Source organism: Dethiosulfovibrio salsuginis (genome assembly GCF_900177735.1).
Taxonomy (GTDB): Bacteria; Synergistota; Synergistia; order Synergistales; family Dethiosulfovibrionaceae; genus Dethiosulfovibrio; species Dethiosulfovibrio salsuginis.
In genome coordinates, this window is sequence record NZ_FXBB01000043.1 from 1 (window position 1) to 20,213 (window position 20,213).

The 20,213-nt window shown below is 53.5% G+C and carries 19 protein-coding genes and 1 pseudogene; 10 read left to right on the forward strand and 10 right to left on the reverse strand.

Annotated features, from left to right (window positions below; all coding sequences use genetic code 11):
• Window positions 1–134 precede the first annotated feature (134 nt).
• Both cas1 and cas2 read left to right on the forward strand, forming a co-directional pair.
• Window positions 135–884 (forward strand): annotated as a pseudogene (gene cas1 / locus B9Y55_RS11605) (CRISPR-associated endonuclease Cas1); the annotation flags it as partial.
• Between the two features lie 20 nt (window positions 885–904).
• Window positions 905–1,195 (forward strand): CRISPR-associated endonuclease Cas2, encoded by a 291-nt coding sequence (cas2, locus tag B9Y55_RS11610; protein WP_085545520.1) that lies wholly within the window; start codon window positions 905–907, stop codon window positions 1,193–1,195.
• A 148-nt stretch (window positions 1,196–1,343) separates the two neighbouring features.
• Here the strand turns inward: cas2 and B9Y55_RS11615 are convergent, their stop codons facing one another.
• From B9Y55_RS11615 to thiD, 9 genes are read right to left on the reverse strand one after another with little or no spacing between them, the layout of a single operon-like run.
• On the reverse strand, window positions 1,344–1,850 hold the full coding sequence (locus B9Y55_RS11615; protein ID WP_085545521.1) for an O-acetyl-ADP-ribose deacetylase: 507 nt from the start codon (window positions 1,848–1,850) through the stop codon (window positions 1,344–1,346).
• A gap of 37 nt (window positions 1,851–1,887) precedes the next feature.
• Window positions 1,888–2,934, reverse strand: coding sequence for a type II toxin-antitoxin system antitoxin DNA ADP-ribosyl glycohydrolase DarG (gene darG / locus B9Y55_RS11620; RefSeq protein WP_085545522.1), 1,047 nt, complete (start codon window positions 2,932–2,934; stop codon window positions 1,888–1,890).
• Between the two features lie 18 nt (window positions 2,935–2,952).
• Entirely contained in the window at window positions 2,953–3,594 is a 642-nt protein-coding gene (darT, locus tag B9Y55_RS13745; protein ID WP_085545523.1) for a type II toxin-antitoxin system toxin DNA ADP-ribosyl transferase DarT, read from the reverse strand.
• A 15-nt stretch (window positions 3,595–3,609) separates the two neighbouring features.
• Window positions 3,610–5,190, reverse strand: a complete 1,581-nt coding sequence (locus B9Y55_RS11630; protein WP_085545524.1) for a diguanylate cyclase domain-containing protein — start codon at window positions 5,188–5,190, stop codon at window positions 3,610–3,612.
• Window positions 5,171–6,142 (reverse strand): carbohydrate kinase family protein, encoded by a 972-nt coding sequence (locus tag B9Y55_RS11635; RefSeq protein ID WP_085545525.1) that lies wholly within the window; start codon window positions 6,140–6,142, stop codon window positions 5,171–5,173. Before B9Y55_RS11635 ends, B9Y55_RS11630 begins: the two co-directional genes overlap by 20 nt.
• A 1-nt stretch (window position 6,143) precedes the next feature.
• A complete protein-coding gene (locus tag B9Y55_RS11640) occupies window positions 6,144–6,686 on the reverse strand; it encodes a D-lyxose/D-mannose family sugar isomerase (protein ID WP_085545526.1) in 543 nt (180 codons plus the stop codon).
• Window positions 6,683–7,312, reverse strand: a complete 630-nt coding sequence (gene thiE / locus B9Y55_RS11645) for a thiamine phosphate synthase (protein WP_234986231.1) — start codon at window positions 7,310–7,312, stop codon at window positions 6,683–6,685. The genes B9Y55_RS11640 and thiE overlap by 4 nt, the downstream gene beginning before the upstream one ends.
• Window positions 7,309–8,121 (reverse strand): hydroxyethylthiazole kinase, encoded by an 813-nt coding sequence (gene thiM / locus B9Y55_RS11650; protein ID WP_085545527.1) that lies wholly within the window; start codon window positions 8,119–8,121, stop codon window positions 7,309–7,311. Before thiM ends, thiE begins: the two co-directional genes overlap by 4 nt.
• Window positions 8,122–8,138: 17 nt before the next feature.
• On the reverse strand, window positions 8,139–8,942 hold the full coding sequence (thiD, locus tag B9Y55_RS11655; RefSeq protein ID WP_085545528.1) for a bifunctional hydroxymethylpyrimidine kinase/phosphomethylpyrimidine kinase: 804 nt from the start codon (window positions 8,940–8,942) through the stop codon (window positions 8,139–8,141).
• A gap of 117 nt (window positions 8,943–9,059) precedes the next feature.
• On the opposite strand from thiD, the gene B9Y55_RS11660 reads away from it, so the two are divergent.
• On the forward strand, window positions 9,060–11,189 hold the full coding sequence (locus B9Y55_RS11660; RefSeq protein WP_085545529.1) for a Tex family protein: 2,130 nt from the start codon (window positions 9,060–9,062) through the stop codon (window positions 11,187–11,189).
• 39 nt (window positions 11,190–11,228) lie between these two features.
• Here B9Y55_RS11660 and B9Y55_RS11665 read toward each other — a convergent pair whose 3' ends face one another.
• Complete coding sequence (locus B9Y55_RS11665) at window positions 11,229–12,452, reverse strand: iron-containing alcohol dehydrogenase (RefSeq protein ID WP_085545530.1); 1,224 nt, start codon at window positions 12,450–12,452, stop codon at window positions 11,229–11,231.
• A gap of 206 nt (window positions 12,453–12,658) precedes the next feature.
• Between B9Y55_RS11665 and B9Y55_RS11670 the strand changes: the two genes are divergently transcribed.
• The 7 genes from B9Y55_RS11670 to B9Y55_RS11700 all read left to right on the forward strand — a co-directional run bounded on the left by B9Y55_RS11670 (window position 12,659) and on the right by B9Y55_RS11700 (window position 19,931).
• Window positions 12,659–13,927: a BaiN/RdsA family NAD(P)/FAD-dependent oxidoreductase gene (locus B9Y55_RS11670; protein ID WP_159448345.1), complete on the forward strand. Its 1,269-nt coding sequence runs from the start codon at window positions 12,659–12,661 to the stop codon at window positions 13,925–13,927.
• A 46-nt stretch (window positions 13,928–13,973) separates the two neighbouring features.
• Complete coding sequence (locus tag B9Y55_RS11675; protein WP_085545532.1) at window positions 13,974–15,002, forward strand: coiled-coil domain-containing protein; 1,029 nt, start codon at window positions 13,974–13,976, stop codon at window positions 15,000–15,002.
• Window positions 14,999–16,924, forward strand: a complete 1,926-nt coding sequence (locus tag B9Y55_RS11680) for an ABC transporter ATP-binding protein (RefSeq protein WP_085545533.1) — start codon at window positions 14,999–15,001, stop codon at window positions 16,922–16,924. The genes B9Y55_RS11675 and B9Y55_RS11680 overlap by 4 nt, the downstream gene beginning before the upstream one ends.
• A gap of 31 nt (window positions 16,925–16,955) precedes the next feature.
• Window positions 16,956–17,390: an FKBP-type peptidyl-prolyl cis-trans isomerase gene (locus B9Y55_RS11685; RefSeq protein ID WP_085545534.1), complete on the forward strand. Its 435-nt coding sequence runs from the start codon at window positions 16,956–16,958 to the stop codon at window positions 17,388–17,390.
• Between the two features lie 116 nt (window positions 17,391–17,506).
• Complete coding sequence (locus B9Y55_RS11690) at window positions 17,507–18,274, forward strand: ABC transporter permease (RefSeq protein ID WP_085545535.1); 768 nt, start codon at window positions 17,507–17,509, stop codon at window positions 18,272–18,274.
• Window positions 18,264–18,998 (forward strand): ABC transporter ATP-binding protein, encoded by a 735-nt coding sequence (locus tag B9Y55_RS11695; RefSeq protein ID WP_085545536.1) that lies wholly within the window; start codon window positions 18,264–18,266, stop codon window positions 18,996–18,998. The genes B9Y55_RS11690 and B9Y55_RS11695 overlap by 11 nt, the downstream gene beginning before the upstream one ends.
• 6 nt (window positions 18,999–19,004) lie before the next feature.
• A complete protein-coding gene (locus tag B9Y55_RS11700; RefSeq protein WP_085545537.1) occupies window positions 19,005–19,931 on the forward strand; it encodes an ABC transporter substrate-binding protein in 927 nt (308 codons plus the stop codon).
• Window positions 19,932–20,213: the final 282 nt, after the last annotated feature.

The window sequence follows — 20,213 nt, forward strand, 5'->3', positions numbered from 1 at the left end:
TAGGTGGGCTTCTGAAACATGGATAGGCCTCCTTTCAGATTTATTCTGATGCCATGATATCACGTTGCAAGAAACTAAGGAACTGCTGGTTTAGGACCTAAATCGGCAGGGGGACTGAATAGTTACGAAAAGAGCAGTTTAGGATCTCCGGGGATCCTGAAAAAAGTAGCCTGTTGGCAAGAAATATTGTCGTAGCAAAAATAGCGAACAGCCGAACGTCTATACGCAGAGGAATCAGAGATGATCATGTACCGGGCAAGGAAAAACTGGAGGAGTGTTCTTGTCGGTTGGCGATAATACTTGAAGAGTTAAAGAGACCTATGAAGCTGGATTCCATCAGAGGAAAGGAAGGGGAGGCAGCTAAAGCGTATTTTGCTGTGTTAGATAATCTCATAACCACACAATCTGAGGATTTTCCGTTTAACGGTAGAAATCGTAGACCTCCCCTCGACAGAGTAAACGCCTTGCTCTCTTTTGTGTATACGCTTTTATGTCACGATGTCTGTAGTGCCCTCGAAGGGGTCGGTTTGGATCCTCAGGTCGGTTTTTTGCATAGAGAGAGGCCTGGCAGGCCGAGCCTAGCCCTCGATCTAATGGAGGAGTTGCGGCCTTTAATGGCGGATAGATTGGTTATATCTCTCATAAACAGACGCCAAGTTTCCCCTGGTGGATTCATAGTCAGAGAGAGTGGTGGGGTAACGATGGACGATGAGACGAGGAGGGTAGTTCTTGGTGCGTATCAAAAAAGGAAACAAGAGGAAATAAGACACCCATTTCTCGATGAAAAGGTTTCGATGGGGTTGTTGCCACAATGCCAGGCTCTCATCATGGCTCGTTTTCTGAGAGGGGATCTTCCTGAGTACCCTCCGATGAGATGGCGATAACGTAGGAGGGGGCGTTCCTTATGATGGTGCTTGTTACCTACGACGTGGAGACTAAGTCCGCGGATGGGCAGAAGAGGTTGCGACATGTCGCTAAGTTGTGTGAGAATTATGGCCAAAGAGTTCAGAACTCTGTTTTTGAGTGCTTAGTGGATCCTTCTCAGTGGACTGATTTGAGGTATAAATTATTAAAAATAATAGATGAAGAAAAAGACAGCCTCCGATTTTATTTTTTAGGGGCAAACTGGAAAAGACGAGTGGAACATGTTGGAGCAAAACCTGGCTATGATCCAGAGGGTACGCTTATAATTTGATATGGTTTACCAGTAAAACTGTGTCTTGCCCCACCTTCCTGAGCTTTAAGGGCAGTTATGAGGTTTTTTTCGATAACTGCCCTGTCCGATCTAAAGGCATATTTTTAAAAAATTATTGACATTCATTGCTCTATAAGCGTATCCAAGGTTACAGCCCCAGCTCACGATACCCTTCCGCCACCTCATCCCCAAAGGCCACCAGATACACACTCTCCAGTTTGTCATCGGTCTCCAGGAACGCCCTAATAGTCTCAACCGCCACGGTGCAGGCCTCTTTTATCGGGTAGCCGTAGACGCCGCAGCTTATGGCGGGGAATGCCACGGTCTTGCAGTCGTGGTCCCTCGCCAGCTCCAGGCTCCTCCTGTAGCAGGAGGCCAGCAGCTTGGCCTCGCCGGATTTTCCCCCCTTCCACACCGGGCCCACGGTGTGTATCACGTATCTCGCCGGGAGGGAGTATCCAAAGGTTATCTTGCTGTCACCTGTGGTGCATCCCCCCAGTTTTTTGCAGGCCTCAAGGAGCTCAGGCCCGGCGGCCCGGTGGATCGCCCCGTCGACGCCTCCTCCTCCCAACAGGGAGCTGTTGGCGGCGTTGACTATGGCATCCACCTCCATGGTGGTGATATCCCCTCTGAATAGGGTTATACCTCTGCCCATTATCCTCACGCTCCTTCTATCCAGATCCTCAAAATGTCTAGGCAGGAAGGTTAGGAAACCAGCCCTTTTCCGCTAAGACGTCAAAGGCAATGCCGATCTGACGAGATGAAAATTGTTTCTTATGGTCACTCCACGAGTAAATCGCATCTACGATTTGATCCTTATCTAGAGCCTTTTCCTGGGTTACCACCCAGTGAACAGAGGCAAGAAGCTCCATTCCAAAAGGAGATTCAAACCCATTTACTAGCTCCGAAACTCTGTCAAAGCGGTTTGCGGTCGCGGGGGTATCCTCCAGATATGACTTAGCTTTTTCTACCGCTCCAGGCAGGATGTTGATCTGTTTCTCTGGGGTATCTCCCCCATCCAGATATCCTGATACCAGATGTCCCTCTATAACGTTTAGTACGTGTCGTAAGTTGTCTGCGTATGGGCCATACCAAGCTTTGCGATATCTTAATCTAAGAGGTTCTCCTGCCTCTTGCAGAAAGTACATCAGTTTATGTATTTCCAGTAGCGATATAAAAGGATCCATAAAACCATTGAGGTAACGATCCATCAAGCCTATTAAAGCGGCCCGTCCAGCGGTCATCTGAGGTTCTTTGCTACGAACGGTTTTGACGGCATCGTTTAGTTCTAGAGGTTCATATATAACGACGTGAACTTTTTCCAGGTCCTGGAAGGCCGCTAAAATACGGGGTTTTACATCGGACCATTCTAAGCCCCCTAGTCCGCATCCTAAGGGAGGTATGGCGATAGATTTGATGCCTTGGTTTTTAACTAATTCAATCAAGGCCTTCAACCCTATTTCGATATCGTTAATTGTGCTGCTATTGCGCCAGTGTCGTTTTGTTGGAAAGTTTATTATTAATTTAGGGTTGGTAAGTAATCCTGTCTCATAGACAGTCATTTTGCCAGGTTCTACCCTTTTTTCATCGCAGGCTTTTTTGTAGATTTTAAAATTATCTGGGTATGCTTTTTTAAACTGGAGGGCGATACCTCTCCCCATCACTCCCACACAGTTTACGGTGTTGACCAATGCCTCTACATCTTCCGATAGGATGTCTCCGCTTTTATACTCTATCACTATCAACACCTCCTCTGGTTAATAGTACCATTCAGGCATTGTTCTGACAGATAAGTTTTTTTGAAAACTATATAATAAATTATATGTTAAATCAAGCATTTTATTTGACTTGACACCTAGCCTTTCGATGAGACTAAGCGGGAAGCTGTGCTCCATCAAAAATTCAGCTTGTTTACCTTCTTTGATTTTAGGATTGGACCATTGGTCCGACATTATAGCTTCCCAGTTTAGATCTTTGAGGTCATTTATGTTGCTTCGGTCTTCAAAATACCTAGATCCAGCATTGGATAGGGTAAAGGCCCATCGTCTCTGGTTATCCTGAGCCCATCGCAGAGAGTTATAGAGATCAGCCTCAATATGCACTATGGACTCTTGTCCGTCACGGTATGAAAGTTGAGGATGATTTCCCTTGTAGATCAAATATAACATTACCGATCTCGGGCAAAAATAAAAAGGGACGCACTCACCGACGCATAATTCTGGATGGCTGGGGAGCTTGCTTTCTAGCCGTCTTTTTTTGATTTGCTCAATACCTATGTTAACGCTACTTGGGCCTTTCTTTTGAACCTCAGCGTCGCACAGCAAGCAGTTTGAGGACAGTATTTTAGACAACACGTCAAGATGCAATATATGATAGATCTTAGGCCTTTCAGGGATCATCGTTGTCTTCCCCCATCATCCCCACGCTCCTTCCAGGCGGATCCTGTCGGTATCATCGGTTTGCCCGAAAACCCTAACTCCGTTGCCACCTGCTTTTTTCACGGCGTACATGGCCTGATCGGCGTTCTTCGCCAACTCTATCTCGTCGGTTCCGTGGTCTGGGTAGATCGCTATCCCGACGCTACAGGATATCCTGATGGATCGATCGTCGATCTCGAAGGGCCTCTCTATAGCTAACACGATCCTTTCTCCTATCGATCTAGCCTGTTCCTCTCCGAACGGAACCAGAACGACGAACTCGTCTCCCCCTATCCTGCCCACCGTGCCGTCGTTCCCGACGGCGTCGGTTATCCTCTCTGTGGTTTGCCTCAGTACAACGTCGCCGACTGCGTGGCCGAAGTCGTCGTTAACCGGTTTGAACCTGTCCAGGTCTAAAAACATAAGGGATAGTTTTTGTCCCTTGAAGGATGCTTTTTTCATCGCTCTGTCGAGTCTGTCGGAGAAGGCCGCTCGGTTCAGAAGCCCTGTTAATGGATCGGTTTGAGCCATTTTAGCTATCTGCTGTTCCATGTCCTTTTGTTCAGTGACGTCCACTATGGTGGACAGCAGAACTCCCTCGCCGTTGACCGATACTTGGTCTATGGACAGTGCTCCCACGACCTGCCTGCCAGAGGAATGTTTGAACTTTATCTCCATATCCCTAACCGAACCGTCCTGCAAGACTCTGCGTATCATTTTCGATCGCTCCTCTAATGAGGCGCATAGCTCTATTTTTACTATGGTTTTGCCCAGTACATTTTTGTAGTCGAGGCCAAGCATTCTCGTCAGGCCAGGATTGGCGTCTATGATTTCTCCGTCGGAGAGCTTGGTGAGGACTATGCCATGAGGGGATCCGTTGAATACGGCTGAGAATTTTAGTCTCTCCTTGTCCAGTTCCTGCATGAGTTTCTTATTTACCATCAGATTCAGAGCATAGGCCCAGAGCACGATTAGAGTCTGTTGGGCGTAGCCGAAAAATATTTCTATGCCACCGGAGGGAAGCTCTAACGAGTGAGCATCATAGTATAGGGATAAGGCTGTTATAAATCTTGCTACGGCTATTATAAAATATACGACAAAAACTAGCCCAATTCCCAGTGTCAGATTTTTTCTCGATCGGTCAGCGTCGAGTATAGCGATCCTGATGTAGCGCCATGAGAAGTAAGACATCGATGCGGAGAAACAGGCTATCCTTTTGGGAGTGCTGGGATTTAAGTAGGTGAAGTAGGCTATAGCTGATGTAAGTATAGTCAAGATTATAAAGTCTTTGCGGTGAGAGTTTTTTAAGCCTAAGAAGGTTTCCAAACCGATCAAACCGAAGATGAGCCCCACTATCATGAGGCTGTTCACCATCACCACAGAGAAGAATGGACCGACGATCCCCCTCAGAAACATCAGTCCTAGACCTAAGGAAATGAGGATGAAGCCCAAAAAAGAGTATCCAAGACCGCAAAACCGCCCTCTACTCTGTCGCCACAGCGTTCCTACCAGTATGATACACACGCAAAAAAGTATAAAGCCTCCTAGCACAACGGTCCTAAAGTCCAGTCCCTCCACGTGCTATCACCTCCTCTAAGGTCCCCATGGCGAAGGCCGCCCCTATCCTCCCTGCCACCACCGATGCCGCCGCACAGCCGAAGGCGGCGGTTTTAGTCAGATAGTCCTGATGTAGGCGGTGCAGTTCCTCCCTGTCCATCTGTCCCAGCTTTACCAATATCGCCGCCATGAAGGCATCGCCACAGCCGGTGGTGTCTTTGACCTCCACCGGATGGGCCGGAACCGATGTGACCGTCTCTCCCTTTCGGGCCATCGCTCCCCTGGCCCCAAGAGTGAGAAAGGCCACCGATCCCTGTGATATAGGCAGGTCCATCAGCGATTCCTCTGGCTCTTTGCTTGGGCACAGCCACCGAAGGTCGTCGTCGCTGATTTTCACTATATCCGCTTTGGATATGACTTCCATTGCGATGGACCTGAAATGTTCCGGCCTGTCTATCGCCAGAGGGCGGACGTTGGGATCGTAGGCGGTTATGACTCCCGCCTCCCTAAAACGACCGAATAGCCCTAGATAGGTCGATGAGGACGGCTCCTCCAGCAGGGATATGGAGCCGAAGGATAGACAACTCCAACGGCGGGGATCCACCGAGGCCACTTCCTCCTCTTTTAGGGATACGTCGGCGGCGTTGTCCCGGTAAAACCGAAACTGCGGTTTTCCATCTCGGTCAAGGGCGACGAAGGCCAAGGTTGTGGAGGTTCCCCCTTCACGGACCGAGGGGGAGAGATCCAGTCCCTCCCTCTCCATAGCGGACCAAAGTCGGTCCCCGAAGGGATCGCACCCTATTTTCCCCAAAAAGCTAACCGACGCCCCCAGGCGACGAGCCCCTATGGCCACGTTCATAGGGGCTCCTCCTAGGCGACTCTCGAACAGCGTCGAGTCCCCTAGTCCCATGCCTGGGGAGAGGGATATGAGGTCCACCAACGCCTCTCCGGCGCAGAGTATGGCCCTGGTCACGTTAGCCCTCTATCACCGGGATTCGGCGGATGTTCGGGTTTGTGAAGACGTCGGAGCCGTCGTCGCTGTGGGTGGAGAACTCGGACACCACACATCCCTCCGGCCCTGCCTGAAACCAGTGAAGGACGTTGGGCATCAATGTGTACTGGTCTCCGGGGTTTAATGTTATCTGATGCCATACGGTACACCAGGGGCCGCAGAGGTCCGGCGGTTGACAGGAGACCGTTTCGGTTGGGTCTCCCTCGACGAACAGATAACAGGTTCCGTACCGACAGCGGAAGGTCTCCTCTTTGCCGTCGCCTCCGCCGATCGGTGGATGGCGGTGTTCGGGGCTATGCTGATTGGGAAAAAGGACCAGCTCTTTGGTGCATACCCTGTCGGTGTTGACGTAGACTATGATCCCGAGTCCCACGGAGTAGAAGTCGCCTAGGCCGTAGTCCGCCACCTCGTAGCTTTCCCACTCTTCGTCCCTGACGGCGATGTTGGCCTTGGCCGTGAGGTCTTTGGCTTGATAACGGATCTTTTCGTATTCAGCCCGCTTCATGATCTCACCAGCTTTAGGAGTTCTCTCGCCGAACTTGTCGGGTCGGAGGTCCCGACCACCGCCGATACGACCGCTATGCCCGAGGCCCCTGCCTCCATCACCGAGGGGCCGTTCGACAGGGCGATTCCCCCTATGGCTACAATGGGCAAGGTGGTGGAACGGGCTATCTCCCTCAGGCCCTCAAGGCCTATGACCGATGCGTCGTCTTTGGTTCCTGTGGGGAAGATTGCCCCGACCCCTATGTAGTCCGCCCCCTCTTCCTCGGCGATCCGAGCCTGTTCGGGGGTATGGACCGACAGGCCGATCAGGAAAGGTCTCGGTGCCATCTTTCTGGCTTTCGATAGAGGATAGTCCGACTGACCTAGGTGACAGCCGTCGGCCTCTGCTGTCAGTGCGACCTCTAGACGGTCGTTGACGAAGAGCTTGGCCCCCTTGTTATGGCACAGCCCTGTGAGGGAGCGGGCTATTTTCGTCATCTCCGACGAGGACATTGCCTTATCTCTTAGCTGGATGGCGGTGGCTCCTCCGTCCAGCGCCAGACTGGCCTGTTCCGCCAGGGACCTTGGGGCACCGATGGATCTGTCGGGGATCACGTAGAGGCTCAGTATGGATGGGTCCATCTTCATCCCACGATTCTGTCCTGGAGGGACAGTCTACCCTCCAGGTCTCCGAGGCCTGTTCTGGACAGGCCGTAGAGGTGGTCTATAAGGGAGACCTTGAAGCTTCCCGGTCCGGCCTCCAGGGCCTTTTCCGCCGCTATGTCCATGGCGAGAAGGCCCGCTATAGCCGAGGCCAGCACGTCGCCGCTGGATCCCAGTATGGCCGCTATGATCGATCCAACCCCACAGCCTCCGGCGGTTATCCTCTCCATCATGTCGCTTCCTCCGTGGATCTCGAAGACCCTGTTCCCGTCGCTTACGTAGTTCGTCCTGCCTGTGGCTATCGCTATGGTCCCGTACTTCTGGGCCAGCTTAAAGGCAGCGGTGTCCGCTCGACAGGTCCCTGTGGCGTCCACACCTCTGGTAGTTCCCTGACAGCCCGCCATTAGGGCTATCTCCGAGGCGTTGCCTTTTATGATGGAGACGGCGTATCGTCTCATGATGTCGTCCACCAGAGAGGTTCGTTTCTCTGTCGAACCGTAGCCGACGGGGTCGAGCACCACCGGTTTCCCTGTGACACCGGCGGTTCTCATGGCGGCGTGGATGGTCTTTATCGACGACTCGGTGGGAGTCCCTATGTTTATAAGCACCGAGTCGGCGACTCTGACCAGTTCAGGGGCCTCTTTTTCCGACGGAGACATGACCGGCGATGCACCTAGGGCCAGGCATATGTCCGCCTGAAAGGAGGCGGCTACGAAGTTGGTGACGTGGTAGACCAGAGGTCTTATCTGTCCTACGGTCTCCCAGCAGTGTCTGAGTTTTTCCGGTACGTTCATAACTAACACTCTCCTCCCTAAAGCCAATCGGCGGTGACACAGTGTCCTGTCGGGCCGTATCCCTTGCCGGGTTTAAATCCGTTCTCCAGGGCAAGCCTTAGATAAGCCCTGCCTCGTTCCACCGCCTCTTTAAGATCGCATCCCGCCGCCAGCTCGGCGGTTATAGCTGCACTGAGGGTACAGCCTGTGCCGTGGTTGTTTTCCGTCTCTATCCTCGGCGAACTGAGCGTGATCGATTTCCCCGAGATCCAGAGGACGTCGTTCATGGTTTCGCCGCTCAGGTGCCCCCCTTTTACCAATACCCCTTTAGGTCCCATCTCCCCTATGGCGGAGGCAGCGTGAATCATGCCCTGTACGTCCGATATGGACAGTCCTGTCAGTTTTTCCGCCTCCGGTACGTTAGGGGTCACCAGAAGGGCCAAGGGTAGGAGCTGTTCTTTTATGGCTCGTACTGCGGAGTCCTCCAGCAGAGAGTCGCCGCTTTGGGCTACCATTACCGGGTCGACCACCAATTTATCCACCGGCCAGGATCTTATGCCTTCGCAGACCGCCTCTATGGTCTCGCTGTTTCCGAGCATCCCGGTTTTTACCGCTCCGATATTGAAGTCCGACAGGACAGCTTTCATCTGGTCTATTACGATTTCCGGAGGTACGGTGTGTACCCCGTGGACGCCAAGGCTATTTTGGACGGTTATCGCCGTTATGGCCGAGGTTCCGAAGACCTTCAGTGCGGCGAAGGTCTTGAGGTCCGCCTGTATTCCTGCGCCACCACCTGAATCGCTGCCCGCCACCGTCATGGCGAGCCCTCTGTATATGGACAAAAAAAGCACCTCCCTGGATTAGTACCATCTACAAGATACCCTTTTTAGGGCCATTTTTCCATACCTATGCTGTATTATAGAGGTCTCAAACCGTAATATACTAGGAGGTCCTGGACGATGGAAGCAATTTACAGAGAAACTCTGGCCAAGGAGCTGAATATCCCTCAGAGCAGCGTGGTCGCGACGGCGGCACTTTTGGACGAAGGATGTACCGTACCTTTTATAGCCCGCTACCGCAAGGAAGCTACGGGAACCTTGGACGAGGTGGTTATAGCTGCAATAAGGGACGGTCTGGAGAGGCTGGTGGAGACCGATAAAAGGCGAGGGGCGATTATTTCCTCTCTGGAGGAGAGAAAACTTCTCACCGACGATCTCAAGGTCAGGTTGGAGGAGGCCAGGACCCTCACGGCACTGGAGGATATATACCTTCCCTACCGCCCAAAGAGGCGCACAAAGGCCACGATAGCCAGGGAAAAGGGACTTTCCCCTCTGGCGGATACCGTAATGGCCCAAGGCGGTCTGAACCCTCTGGAGATGGCTGAAGGATACGTCGATCCGGAAAAGGGCGTTCAATCCCCTCAGGAGGCCCTGGAGGGGGCCCTCCATATTCTGGCGGAGGAGATCAGCGAGAACATAGAGGCCAGGACGTCTATGAGAGCTATCTTCGTCCGAAACGGACGGATAAAGAGCAAGGTAAAGCCGGGTAAAGAGGAGGAAGGCTCTCGGTTCGCCGACTGGTTCGACTGGGAGGAACCTATCCTCAAGGCCCCTTCCCACAGGATACTGGCCCTTTTCAGAGGGGAGGCGGAAGGGGTTATATCCGTCACCGTTCGTCCGTCGGCGGAGCTGGCCTACGCCAAGCTCGACGGGCTCTTCGTCAAAGGGAGCGGCCCAGACTCAGAGGCGGTCAAAGAGGCGATTCGGGACGGCTACAAGAGGCTTCTCGAGCCCTCTATGGAGACGGAAGCCCGAAACGCCCTGAAGACCAAGGCGGACAGGGAGGCTATTTCGGTTTTCGCCAAAAACGTCAGGGAGGTGTTGATGGCCCCCCCTCTGGGCAGGAAGAGGGTTATGGCCTTGGACCCGGGATATCGAACCGGTGTCAAGGTGACCTGTCTCGACGAGACCGGCGAGATGGTCCATCACGAGACTATCTTTCCCCACACCTCCGCCCATATGAGGGACAAGGCCCTGGAGAGGGCTGGACAGATGTACCGAGAACACCGTATAGATGCGGTGGCGGTAGGAAACGGAACCGCCAGCAGGGAGACGGAGCAGTTTTTGAGGGAATGTCTTCCTGAGGACGCCCAGGTCTACTCGGTCAACGAGAGCGGGGCGTCCATCTACTCCGCATCGACACTTGCGAGGGAGGAATTTCCCGATCTCGATGTGTCCTACAGAGGGGCGGTGTCTATCGGTAGGAGGCTGATGGATCCCTTGGCGGAACTGGTAAAGATAGATCCTAAGTCCATAGGGGTGGGCCAGTATCAGCACGATGTGGATCAGAAGGCCCTCAAGAAGTCTCTGGACGACGTTGTTGCGTCATGCGTCAACTCCGTAGGGGTCGAGGTGAACACCGCCAGCCCTCAGCTTCTCTCCTTCGTGTCGGGGTTGAGCCCTAAGCTGGCGAAGTCGGTGGTGGAGAGAAGGAGACAGGAGGGGCCTTTCAGGACCAGGAAGGAGCTTCTCAAGGTTCCGGGGCTAGGCCCTAAGACCTACCAGCAGGCGGCGGGGTTTATAAGGATAAGAGGAGGGGAACACCCTCTGGACGACAGCTCCGTCCATCCCGAGAGGTACGATCTGGTGGAGAGGATGGCGTCCGACCTGGGATGTTCTGTGACCGATCTGCTCAAAGACCGTGAGCTAAGAGATGCCATAGATCCCTCAAACTACGTAGGAGAGGACGTTGGGCTACCTACAATAAACGATATACTCCAGGAGCTTGCCAAGCCCGGAAGGGATCCGAGGGAAGAGCTAAAACCCTTTTCGTTCGATCCCTCGGTGAACGAGATGTCCGACCTTAAGGCGGGGATGGTTTTGCCCGGGATAGTCACCAACGTGACAAATTTTGGGGCTTTCGTGGATGTGGGAGTCCATCAGGACGGATTGGTTCACGTCAGCGTGCTCTCCGATAAGTTCGTCAAAGATCCCTATCAGGTTGTAAAGCCCGGCCAAAAGGTCTCGGTGACGGTGCTGGAGGTTGACCTCAAGAGAAAGAGGCTGTCCCTCTCGATGAAGAAAAAATAGCAAAGGAGCTCCCTCAGGGAGCTCCTTACCTTCAATACACTAACAGCAGCCTTTACAGTAGGGCTTAAGGGACTCTCGGTATATACTCTCTATAACGTCGGCACCGGAGGGCACTGGGGCCAGAGAGAGAAGGCCAGCTAGGGACGGAGTGGTCTGGGCTAGCTCCACCAGCCTAGGTATGTTCTCCTCGGTGTAGCCCTCGTCGGATAGCTTGGAGCAAACCCCAACCGACTGGAGCCATTTCTCTATGCCCTGGGCCAGGCTGTCCGCCTCGTCGGAGTTGCCTTTGAGCCCAGGCACTATGGTGGAGTAGATGTCCGCCAGTACCTCCGGCTTTGCGGGGTAGGTGTACTTGACCACCGCAGGGAGTATCATAGCCAGTCCCAGACCGTGGGCCAGATCGGGCTTGACGCCGCTCAGGGGATGCTCCAGTGCGTGGGTGAAGTGGAGCAGGCCGTTATCGAAGCAGATACCGGCTATAAGGGACGCGTAGAGCAGGTAGTATCGAGCGGTCAGGTCCTTAGGATCCTCCAGAGCCTTAGGAAGGTAGGTGGATACTAGCCTAATGACCTCTTTAGCTAAAAGGATAGTGTAGGGAGATGCCACTTTCGTGGTGGCCGCCTCGGTGACGTGGTTTATGGCGTCTATGGCGGTGTATCTGGTCTGATCCGGTGACAGGCCGGTCATGAGGGCCGGGTCGTCTATGGCGTAGGCCGGATAGATGCAGTCGTAGGCTATGGCGGGCTTGTACTCTTTTTCAGGTATAGTGACAACGGCAAAGCGGTCCACCTCGGTGCCCGTTCCGTGGGTCAGGTTTATTGCCACCACAGGGGCGGCTTTGACGGGGGTGAACTTGAACTCGTAAAGGCTGCGGGCGTTCTCCTCCGGGTACTCCATGAGGATAGCCGCGCTCTTACCCGCGTCTATAGGGCTGCCTCCTCCTATGGCTACAACCGCCTTGGCTCCAAACTCTTTAGCCATGGCGACTGCGGCGTCTACGTCGTCAGCCTCGGGGTTGGGACGGATTTTGTCGAAAAGAACGTGGCCTACGCCGTGCTTGTCGAAAGCGGCGGTCACGTGGTCCCAGGCTCCGGTGGCCTTGTAGGAGCCTTTCCCTGTGACGCAGAGCACCTTGTCGATGCCTTTGGCCTTAAGATCTTCCACTATAGAGTCTATCTTGGCGATAGCTCCAACTCCAAGGTAGACGGTGGTCTTTGACCTAATCTCTCTTATCTCGTCGATCGGCATTGTGTGATCCCACATATTCGTTTCTCCCCTCCTGGTTCGGATTGTGTTCTATTCTCTATGGCCTCTCGCTTGTTATCGAGATAACAATAGCAGTATACTGAATACTAACGCAAGAGGTAGATGTGAAGTCGCAATAGGTAGATTTTTAAGGTCAAGAGCCGTGAGATCCGTCGTAGATGGTATCATTGGCCCTCAGAGAGGTGAAGGGAGAGGTTCGATCCATGGGATCTAATGTTTTTGACGTAATAGTTGTAGGTGGAGGCCCTGCTGGAATGATGGCCGCTGGTGCCGCCGGCGCTAAAGGGGTTTCGGTGGCCTTGCTTGAAAAGGGGGACACCTTAGGTGTCAAGCTCTCCATCACCGGGAAGGGCAGGTGTAACTTCGCCCATATGGAGGAGGATCCCATGAAGCTGGCGGAGCCTTTTGGAAAGAACGGCCGTTTTATTCTCTCGTCTTTAAGCCGTTTTGGGGTAAAAGAGACGTTAGGCTTTTTTCAGAATAAAGGTATAGAGATAACCGTAGAGAGAGGGGCCAGAGTTTTTCCCGGCCCTGGCCAGAAAAGCGAGGACGTAATTCAGGCCCTCAGAGACTTTATGGCCGACGGAGGGGTTAAGATATTCACCTCCACCCCTGTCAGGTCCATCTCCCCCAGAGGTGAGAGGGGGTTCGACGTCTCCACCGACTCAGGTTTGTTTAAAGCCTCGTCGATAATCGTAACCACAGGAGGGCTTTCATATCCCGAGACCGGGTCCACCGGAGACGGTTACCGATGGGCCAGGGAGATGGGCCACTCGGTGGTCCCGACAAAGCCAGCTATCTGTCCTGTGAGGACCAAGGAGAGTTGGTGCAAAGACCTTCAGGGATTAACCCTTAAAAACGTCCAGCTTTCCCTCTGGCAGGGTGGAAAAGAGGTCACCAATCGCTTTGGGGAGATGCTTTTTACCCATTTCGGGGTGAGTGGGCCTATCGTTATGGATATGGCCTCGGAGGTGGATAAGGCTCTGGAGAAAGGTCCGGCCACGATGTTTTTAGACCTCAAACCGGCGCTGGATAGGGTAAAGCTGGATAACCGGATAATACGAGACCTCGCTGCCCACCGAAGGGAGATACTTAAAAACAGTCTTAAAGACCTGCTTCCGAGGGCCATAATACCGGTTGTACTCGATCTGGCCGGTGTGGACGGCGATACAAAGGTAGACGACGTGACCAAAGACCAGAGAGCGTCTCTCGTCGAGGTGTTGAAGGCGATGCCCCTTACCCCGGTGGACCTTCTGGGCTATCGGTGGGCTGTGGTGACCAAAGGGGGCATCTCCCTTAAGGACGTAAATCCCAAGTCCATGGAATCGAAGAAAGTTCCGGGCCTTTTCTTCGCCGGAGAGGTCCTCGATCTGGACGGTCCCACAGGAGGCTATAATCTTCAGGTATGCTGGTCCACCGGTTTTGTCGCAGGAGAAGAGGGAGCCTATAGATCCAGGGCTTACTCGGTTTAGAAATAGAATAATACTACCTACAAGTAGCGTAAAGAGGTGAACAAATATGGAAGATAATGATTCCCTCCTTCCGGGAGCCGTTCTTTTCACCGAGACCCCGGAGGAGAAGAAGCTGAACTCCGATCTAGAGATTCTGAATCAGTCGGTCATAAACTATATTCACAGGACCCATCAGGAGATAGACGCCAGGGACAAGGAAATAGAGGGCCTCAAAGACAGGCTGGCCTCCGAGGAAAGGGAGCACCACGACGTCAAACAGAGATTTGAGGTGCTTCAGCAGGACCACAATAACCTGGAGATCGCCAGGGAAAATTGCGAGAAGAGCCGTCTCAGAGTGGATCAGGAAAACAGAGACCTTCGGGAAGAGCTGGATCGCACTAAAAACTCCCTCCGAGCTATGGAGGGTATAAGGAAGGAAAACGAGTCCCTCAAGGAAGAGCGTTACGTTCTGCTTCAGGAGATAGAGTCCCTCAGAAGCGAGATAAAGAAGATAGAGGGCCTTAACTCAGGAAAAGTAGAGGAGCTCCAGAACCAGTTCCTCCAGGAGAGAAACAGGATGCAGGATATCCAGTGTAGCCTGGAGGACAAGATAAGACATCTCAACGAGCTTAACGCCGAGGAAGCTCTCTCCAGAGAAAGGCTCGGTCGAGAGAAAAAACAGGTTGTCGACGAGATGGAGAGGATAAACGGGGAGAAAAAGGAGATGAGGGAGCAGTTCTCCAGACAGCTCTCCCTTCTTCAGGATCAGCTCAAGTCCTCTGAAAAGCGGGCCCAGGAGAACCTCAGGGAATTAGAGCAGAAGGCTCGTAAGGAACTGGTCGATCTGGAGAGGGAGAAGAGCTCCAGAATCGCCGTGCTGGAAAAGGAACTCAATCAAAAGCAGAGGGAGATGTCCCTTAAGGAACACCAGATAGCCCAGATGGAGTCGGAGCATTCGAGAAAGCTGGAGCTCGCCAAGAAGGAATTCGAGAGCAGGCTTTCCGTGGAGCTCGACGATATCAAGAGGAAATACTATTTCGAGCTTGAGAAGGCTCGAAAAGGCGGGCGGTGGACCGGGGACCAAGAGGATTCATGATCGATATAGGCAACCTTCGCTTGGTCCTAGGAGGTAAGACCCTCTACGATAACCTGTCCTGGAGGATAAACGACGGTACGAAGGTGGGACTTGTCGGGATTAACGGTTCCGGCAAGACCACCTTGCTTAAGGTCCTTATGGGGATAATAGAGCGAGACTCGGGGGATCTGTCCATCACCTCAGGGCATCGGATAGGCTATCTGCCTCAGGACCTCCAGGAGCTTCCGGATATCCCGGTAATAGATTACATAAAGGATAGAGCGGGCATAGACGGTCTTGAACGCTCCCTCCGGAGGGCGGAGAGCGAACTCGCCTCCTGTGGGGAGGATGGACAGGCCAGGGCTCTTGAGAGGTACGAGAGGGCGATGGTCGCCTTCGAGGCCGCAGGAGGATATTCTTTCGATGCCATGGCGAAAAAGGCGATGAAGGGTCTTGGCTTTTCGCCGGAAGACCCTTCCAGGCCGACCTCCCAGTTCTCCGGAGGGTGGAAGATGAGGGTCTCTCTGGCTGCTGCGCTGTTGTCCAGGCCCGACGTCCTTCTGCTGGACGAGCCCACCAACCACCTCGATACGGAGAGCATGGAGTGGCTTGAGGGATGGCTGAAGACCTATCCGGGAACGGTGGTGGCTATATCCCACGACAGGCACTTTATGGACAAAATAATGGACTCTATCGCCGAGCTCTCCAATAAGAGGATAACCCTTTACAAGGGCAACTTCTCCCAATACCTTGAGGAAAGCGCCGCCAGGCTCGACCAGCTCGAGAGGGAGAGGGCCAAACAGGTGGAGGAGATAGAGAAGACTAAGCAGTTTATAGACCGTTTCAGGGCCAAGGCCACCAAGGCGACCCAGGTTCAAAGCAGGATAAAGAAGCTGGAGCGGATGGAGCTGGTCAGGATAGATGGCCCCGATCGGACCGTGGCTATCTCCTTTCCCTCCTGCCCCAGAAGTGGACATTCGGTGGTGGAGGCCGAAAACCTCGGTAAATCCTACGGAAATATAGATGTTTTCGGGGGAGTCGATTTCCAGATAACCAGAGGCGAAAAGATCGCTTTAGTGGGCGTAAACGGAGCGGGAAAATCGACCCTTTCCAGGCTGATAGCCCGGAAAGAGCGGCCTGACAGCGGGGTTATCGAGCTTGGCCACAACGTCTCGATGGGATTTTTCTCCCAGGAAAGCAGCAACAACCTGGACTACCAAAACACCGTATGGCAGGAGATATACGGGGCTTCCGACAGGATGACCCCTGAGGGCAAGAGATCCCTTCTAGGGGCCTTCCTGTTCTCCGGCGACGATATCCATAAGCCTATCTCCGTCCTGTCGGGAGGGGAAAAGTCCAGAGTTGCTCTGGTTAAGCTCTTGCTGGAACAGACTAATTTCCTTATACTGGACGAGCCCACCAATCACCTGGACATGGCCACAAAGGATCTCTTTCAGAGGGCCCTTTTGGAGTACGACGGGACCATGGTTATAGTTTCCCACGATAGGTATTTTTTGGATAACCTGGTGGACAGGGTCCTTGAAATAAGGGGCGGAAAGCTTTACGATTACCCAGGTAACTACAGCTACTTCGTCGAAAAAAGAGGTCAGGTCGAGGATGATAGGCCCCAAGAGACCGAGGTTCCCTCCTCCTTAAGCCTGAAAGATCAAAAACGGCTGGAGGCGGAGAGGCGAAACCGGATCTACAGACAGACCAGACCGATGGTCAAGGAGGTCGAGTCCCTTGAGGCCCGTATCTCCGAGCTGGAGTCGAGGATCGACGAGATCCACAGCGGTCTGTGCGACCCAGAGGTCCTGGAGAATTCCTCTATGGTCCAAAACCTCATGGTGGACCTTAAACCACTGGAAGAAGAGCTTCGCCGGGCTATGTCCCGGTGGGAGGAGCTTATGAAGGCTATAGAGACCGTCGAGGCCCAGGCCTGACGAACCGCGACGAAAGAAAGGATTTTTTGCCATGAACAAAGCTACCGAAGGATGCAAAGTCAAGGTACACTACACAGGAACCCTCGAGGACGGGACGGTTTTCGACTCGTCTTTGGAGAGAGAGCCCTTGGCTTTCACCGTAGGGGCCGGTCAGTTGATAGCCGGATTCGATCAGGGTGTGGTCGGTATGGTCGAGGGAGAGGAAAAGACCATCGTGATTCCCGCCGATATGGCCTACGGAGAGGTCCGAGAGGATCTTGTCTTCTCAGTGCCTAAGGAGAATATGCCCGAGGACTACGTTCCCTCCGTGGGAGATCAGCTTGCGGTGACCAGCAGCGACGGTCAGCCTTTCCCCGTCACGATCAAGGAGATAGACGAGGAGACGGTGACCCTGGACGGCAACCACGCTCTGGCGGGAAAAGATCTCACCTTTGCGGTAAAAATGATCGAGGTCCTCTCGGCTTAGCGTTATTAGTACACCGTCGATCCCCTGAGAATTCTCAGGGGATCGATCTGTTTGACGGAGCTAATCTATAGGGATAGAATTACCGGTGGCCGGATCTCCGGTTAGGAGGTGTTCCGATGGGTTTTAGGTCTTTATGGCTCAAGTTCGCTATTCCCGTGGGTATAGTCGCTGTTTGGGCTGGAGGTTCCTATTTTCAGGTCTGGAACAGCTACGTGATACCCCCTCCTAGTAGGGTTCTGTCGTCCATGTGGTCCATGACCCTGAACGGTAGCCTTGTGGGCCATCTCTACGCCAGTTCTTTAAGGGTTGTCGGAGGTTTTTTAATCGCCGCCTCTCTGGCTATCCCTTTAGGGTTTGCTTTAGGGCTGTCCCGTCCTTTGGAGGTGTGGCTGAAGTCGACTCTGGACTTTTTAAGACACGTTCCACCTCTGGCAATAATGCCCATGGTGATACTGTGGTTCGGCATAGGTGAGACCTCTAAGGTGGTTGTGGTGTTCATGGCGACCTTCTTTCCTATTCTGCTTAACACCCAGGGGGGAGTTGCAGGGTGCGACCCTAAGCTCATGGAGGTAGGCAAGGCCTTTGGCCTGTCCCGTAAGGAGCGTTTTAGACGTATACTGGTGCCCTCGGCCCTTCCCTCTATTTTGCTCGGCATGAGGCTCGGGCTGAGCTATAGTTGGAGGTCCCTCATAGGGGCGGAGCTAATCGCCGCCGCCTCGGGCATCGGCTACGTTATTCACGACGCAGAGCAGCTGTCCAGGTCCGACGTCATAATAGTTGGGGTCCTTCTTTTGGGGATAGCGGGAAGCCTGTCGGATAGGTTTTTTTCAATCCTTTCCCGACGTCTGGCCCCCTGGAGTGGAGGGAATATTCGTGAGCTGTGAGATAACTTCCGCCAGCAAGGGTTATCGATTAGGGGCAAAGGGCAAGGTTGACGCCCTTAAAGACGTCACTTTGTCCTTTCCCGAGGGGTCCTTATCGGTCATCCTCGGCAGGAGCGGCTGTGGGAAGACCACGTTGCTGAGGGTGATGGCGGGCCTTGAGAAGCTCGACTCCGGCTCGGTCAAGATGGGCAGTGGAAAGGTGGGAATGGTCTTTCAGGAGCCACGGCTCATGCCCTGGCTTTCGGTCAGGGAAAACGTCGAGCTTGTCATCGACGACGATCAACGTCGATCCCAAAAGGCTATGGCCTGTCTCCATACCGTCGGCCTTTCCGACTTCGCCGACGGCATGCCGAATCAGCTGTCCGGGGGAATGGCACAGAGGGTGGCCCTGGCCAGGGCACTGGGCTTTGACCCCGACCTTATCCTGCTGGATGAGCCCTTCGGAGCGCTGGACTACTTCACCAGAAAAGCCCTTCAGGAGGAGCTTACGTCCATAGTGAGATCCAGAAAACTCACCACCCTTTTCGTGACCCACGACGTCGACGAGGCCATTTCCATAGGCTCTCGGCTGATCGTAATGGACGGAGGAAAGGTTGTATCGGTTTTAGAGTCCCTGGACGGACGGTCTATGTCCCCTCAGGACAGGGAGGATCTCAGAGAGCTGATATTGAGCCTTATCGGAGGTAAAAATCGGGACCTGTCGGTCCTGTCGAAGGGAGCTTGATTCATTATGAGAAAATTGATACTGGCTATCGCCATTACGGTGATGGCGGGCACGGTCCTCTGTGCGGAGGACAAGGGGTCACTGGCGGTTACCTACGTCAAAGCGCCTCTCAACGTTCCGTCTATACTTCAGAAGAAGCTGGGCCTTATAGAGGAGGCCTTTCCAGGGTGGACTATATCCCATCCCGAGCTGAACGCCGGTCCTAAGCAGACCGCTGGGCTGGCGTCCGGGTCGGTGGATATCACCAACTGCTTAGGGGGAACCTCGGCGATACTTGCCTTCGTCAACGGAGTGGACCTTAAGGTGATCGGCATATACGGCAGGTCCCCTAAGGCCTTTACCATCCTGGCGAAAGACGGCTCTATCCAGAAGGTCTCGGACCTGAAGGGCAAAAAGGTCGCCGGTCCTAAGGGAACCATCCTTCACCAGCTGCTGGTGGCGGCCCTTAAAAGGGAGGGGCTGAAGCCCAGCGATGTGGAGTTCGTCGGTATGGGCCTCTCCGAGGGGGTTACCGCCATGCTTAACGGTAACGTCGAGGCATGTCTGGCCGCTGGCCCGGCGGTCCTTCGTGCTACAGAGCAGGGTGCCAGGATCATCGCCGACGGCGAGGGGCTGGTCGACGCCACAACCGTCATAGCTGTTAGAGGCGATCTCCTGAGAAACCACCCTGAGACGGTCCGCAAGTTCCTGGAGGTGGACCGCAAGAGCAGGGCCATTATGGAGCAGGAAAGGGACAGGGCCATAGACATCACCGCCGAGGAGACCGGACTTTCCAGGGAGGACGTTATCTCCATGCTTCCCCTCTACGATTTCGACACCACCATAAGGCCGTCGGACGTGGAGGAATTGAAGAGGACCCAGGACTTTCTGTTCGACAACGAAATGCTTCCCAGAAAAGGCGACATGGACGCCATGATAGCCACGGATATATAGGGATATATGGAAAGCCCCCGGCAGGGAGATCAGTCTGCCGGGGGCTTTTCTGGTAATTTCACTCTGCGGAATTGAGGTTTTTAGTTGCAAATACTGCCTAATATAGGTAGACTCGAAAGACGATCGCAGAGTGATAAATTTCCTTTTTAACAGGTCAAGCGGAATTCCCCATCTTCTAAGCCAAAGGCGAAAGGTGGGGATGGATAGCTTGTCGCCAATAGGCGATAAATCTTGTTTTTATCTACTCAGTGGTGTAGGCTATAAGTAGTGTTATGAAGATGC

What these genes read in the sequence shown, in the direction of transcription:
- cas2 (WP_085545520.1), top strand. Translation starts at nt 905, where the DNA reads ATGATGGTGCTTGTTACCTACGACGTGGAGACTAAGTCCGCGGATGGG.
- B9Y55_RS11615 (WP_085545521.1), bottom strand. Translation starts at nt 1,850, where the DNA reads ATGGGCAGAGGTATAACCCTATTCAGAGGGGATATCACCACCATGGAG.
- darT (WP_085545523.1), bottom strand. Translation starts at nt 3,594, where the DNA reads ATGATCCCTGAAAGGCCTAAGATCTATCATATATTGCATCTTGACGTG.
- B9Y55_RS11640 (WP_085545526.1), bottom strand. Translation starts at nt 6,686, where the DNA reads ATGAAGCGGGCTGAATACGAAAAGATCCGTTATCAAGCCAAAGACCTC.
- thiE (WP_234986231.1), bottom strand. Translation starts at nt 7,312, where the DNA reads ATGAAGATGGACCCATCCATACTGAGCCTCTACGTGATCCCCGACAGA.
- thiM (WP_085545527.1), bottom strand. Translation starts at nt 8,121, where the DNA reads ATGAACGTACCGGAAAAACTCAGACACTGCTGGGAGACCGTAGGACAG.
- B9Y55_RS11660 (WP_085545529.1), top strand. Translation starts at nt 9,060, where the DNA reads ATGGAAGCAATTTACAGAGAAACTCTGGCCAAGGAGCTGAATATCCCT.
- B9Y55_RS11665 (WP_085545530.1), bottom strand. Translation starts at nt 12,452, where the DNA reads ATGTGGGATCACACAATGCCGATCGACGAGATAAGAGAGATTAGGTCA.
- B9Y55_RS11670 (WP_159448345.1), top strand. Translation starts at nt 12,659, where the DNA reads ATGGGATCTAATGTTTTTGACGTAATAGTTGTAGGTGGAGGCCCTGCT.
- B9Y55_RS11675 (WP_085545532.1), top strand. Translation starts at nt 13,974, where the DNA reads ATGGAAGATAATGATTCCCTCCTTCCGGGAGCCGTTCTTTTCACCGAG.
- B9Y55_RS11680 (WP_085545533.1), top strand. Translation starts at nt 14,999, where the DNA reads ATGATCGATATAGGCAACCTTCGCTTGGTCCTAGGAGGTAAGACCCTC.
- B9Y55_RS11685 (WP_085545534.1), top strand. Translation starts at nt 16,956, where the DNA reads ATGAACAAAGCTACCGAAGGATGCAAAGTCAAGGTACACTACACAGGA.
- B9Y55_RS11690 (WP_085545535.1), top strand. Translation starts at nt 17,507, where the DNA reads ATGGGTTTTAGGTCTTTATGGCTCAAGTTCGCTATTCCCGTGGGTATA.
- B9Y55_RS11700 (WP_085545537.1), top strand. Translation starts at nt 19,005, where the DNA reads ATGAGAAAATTGATACTGGCTATCGCCATTACGGTGATGGCGGGCACG.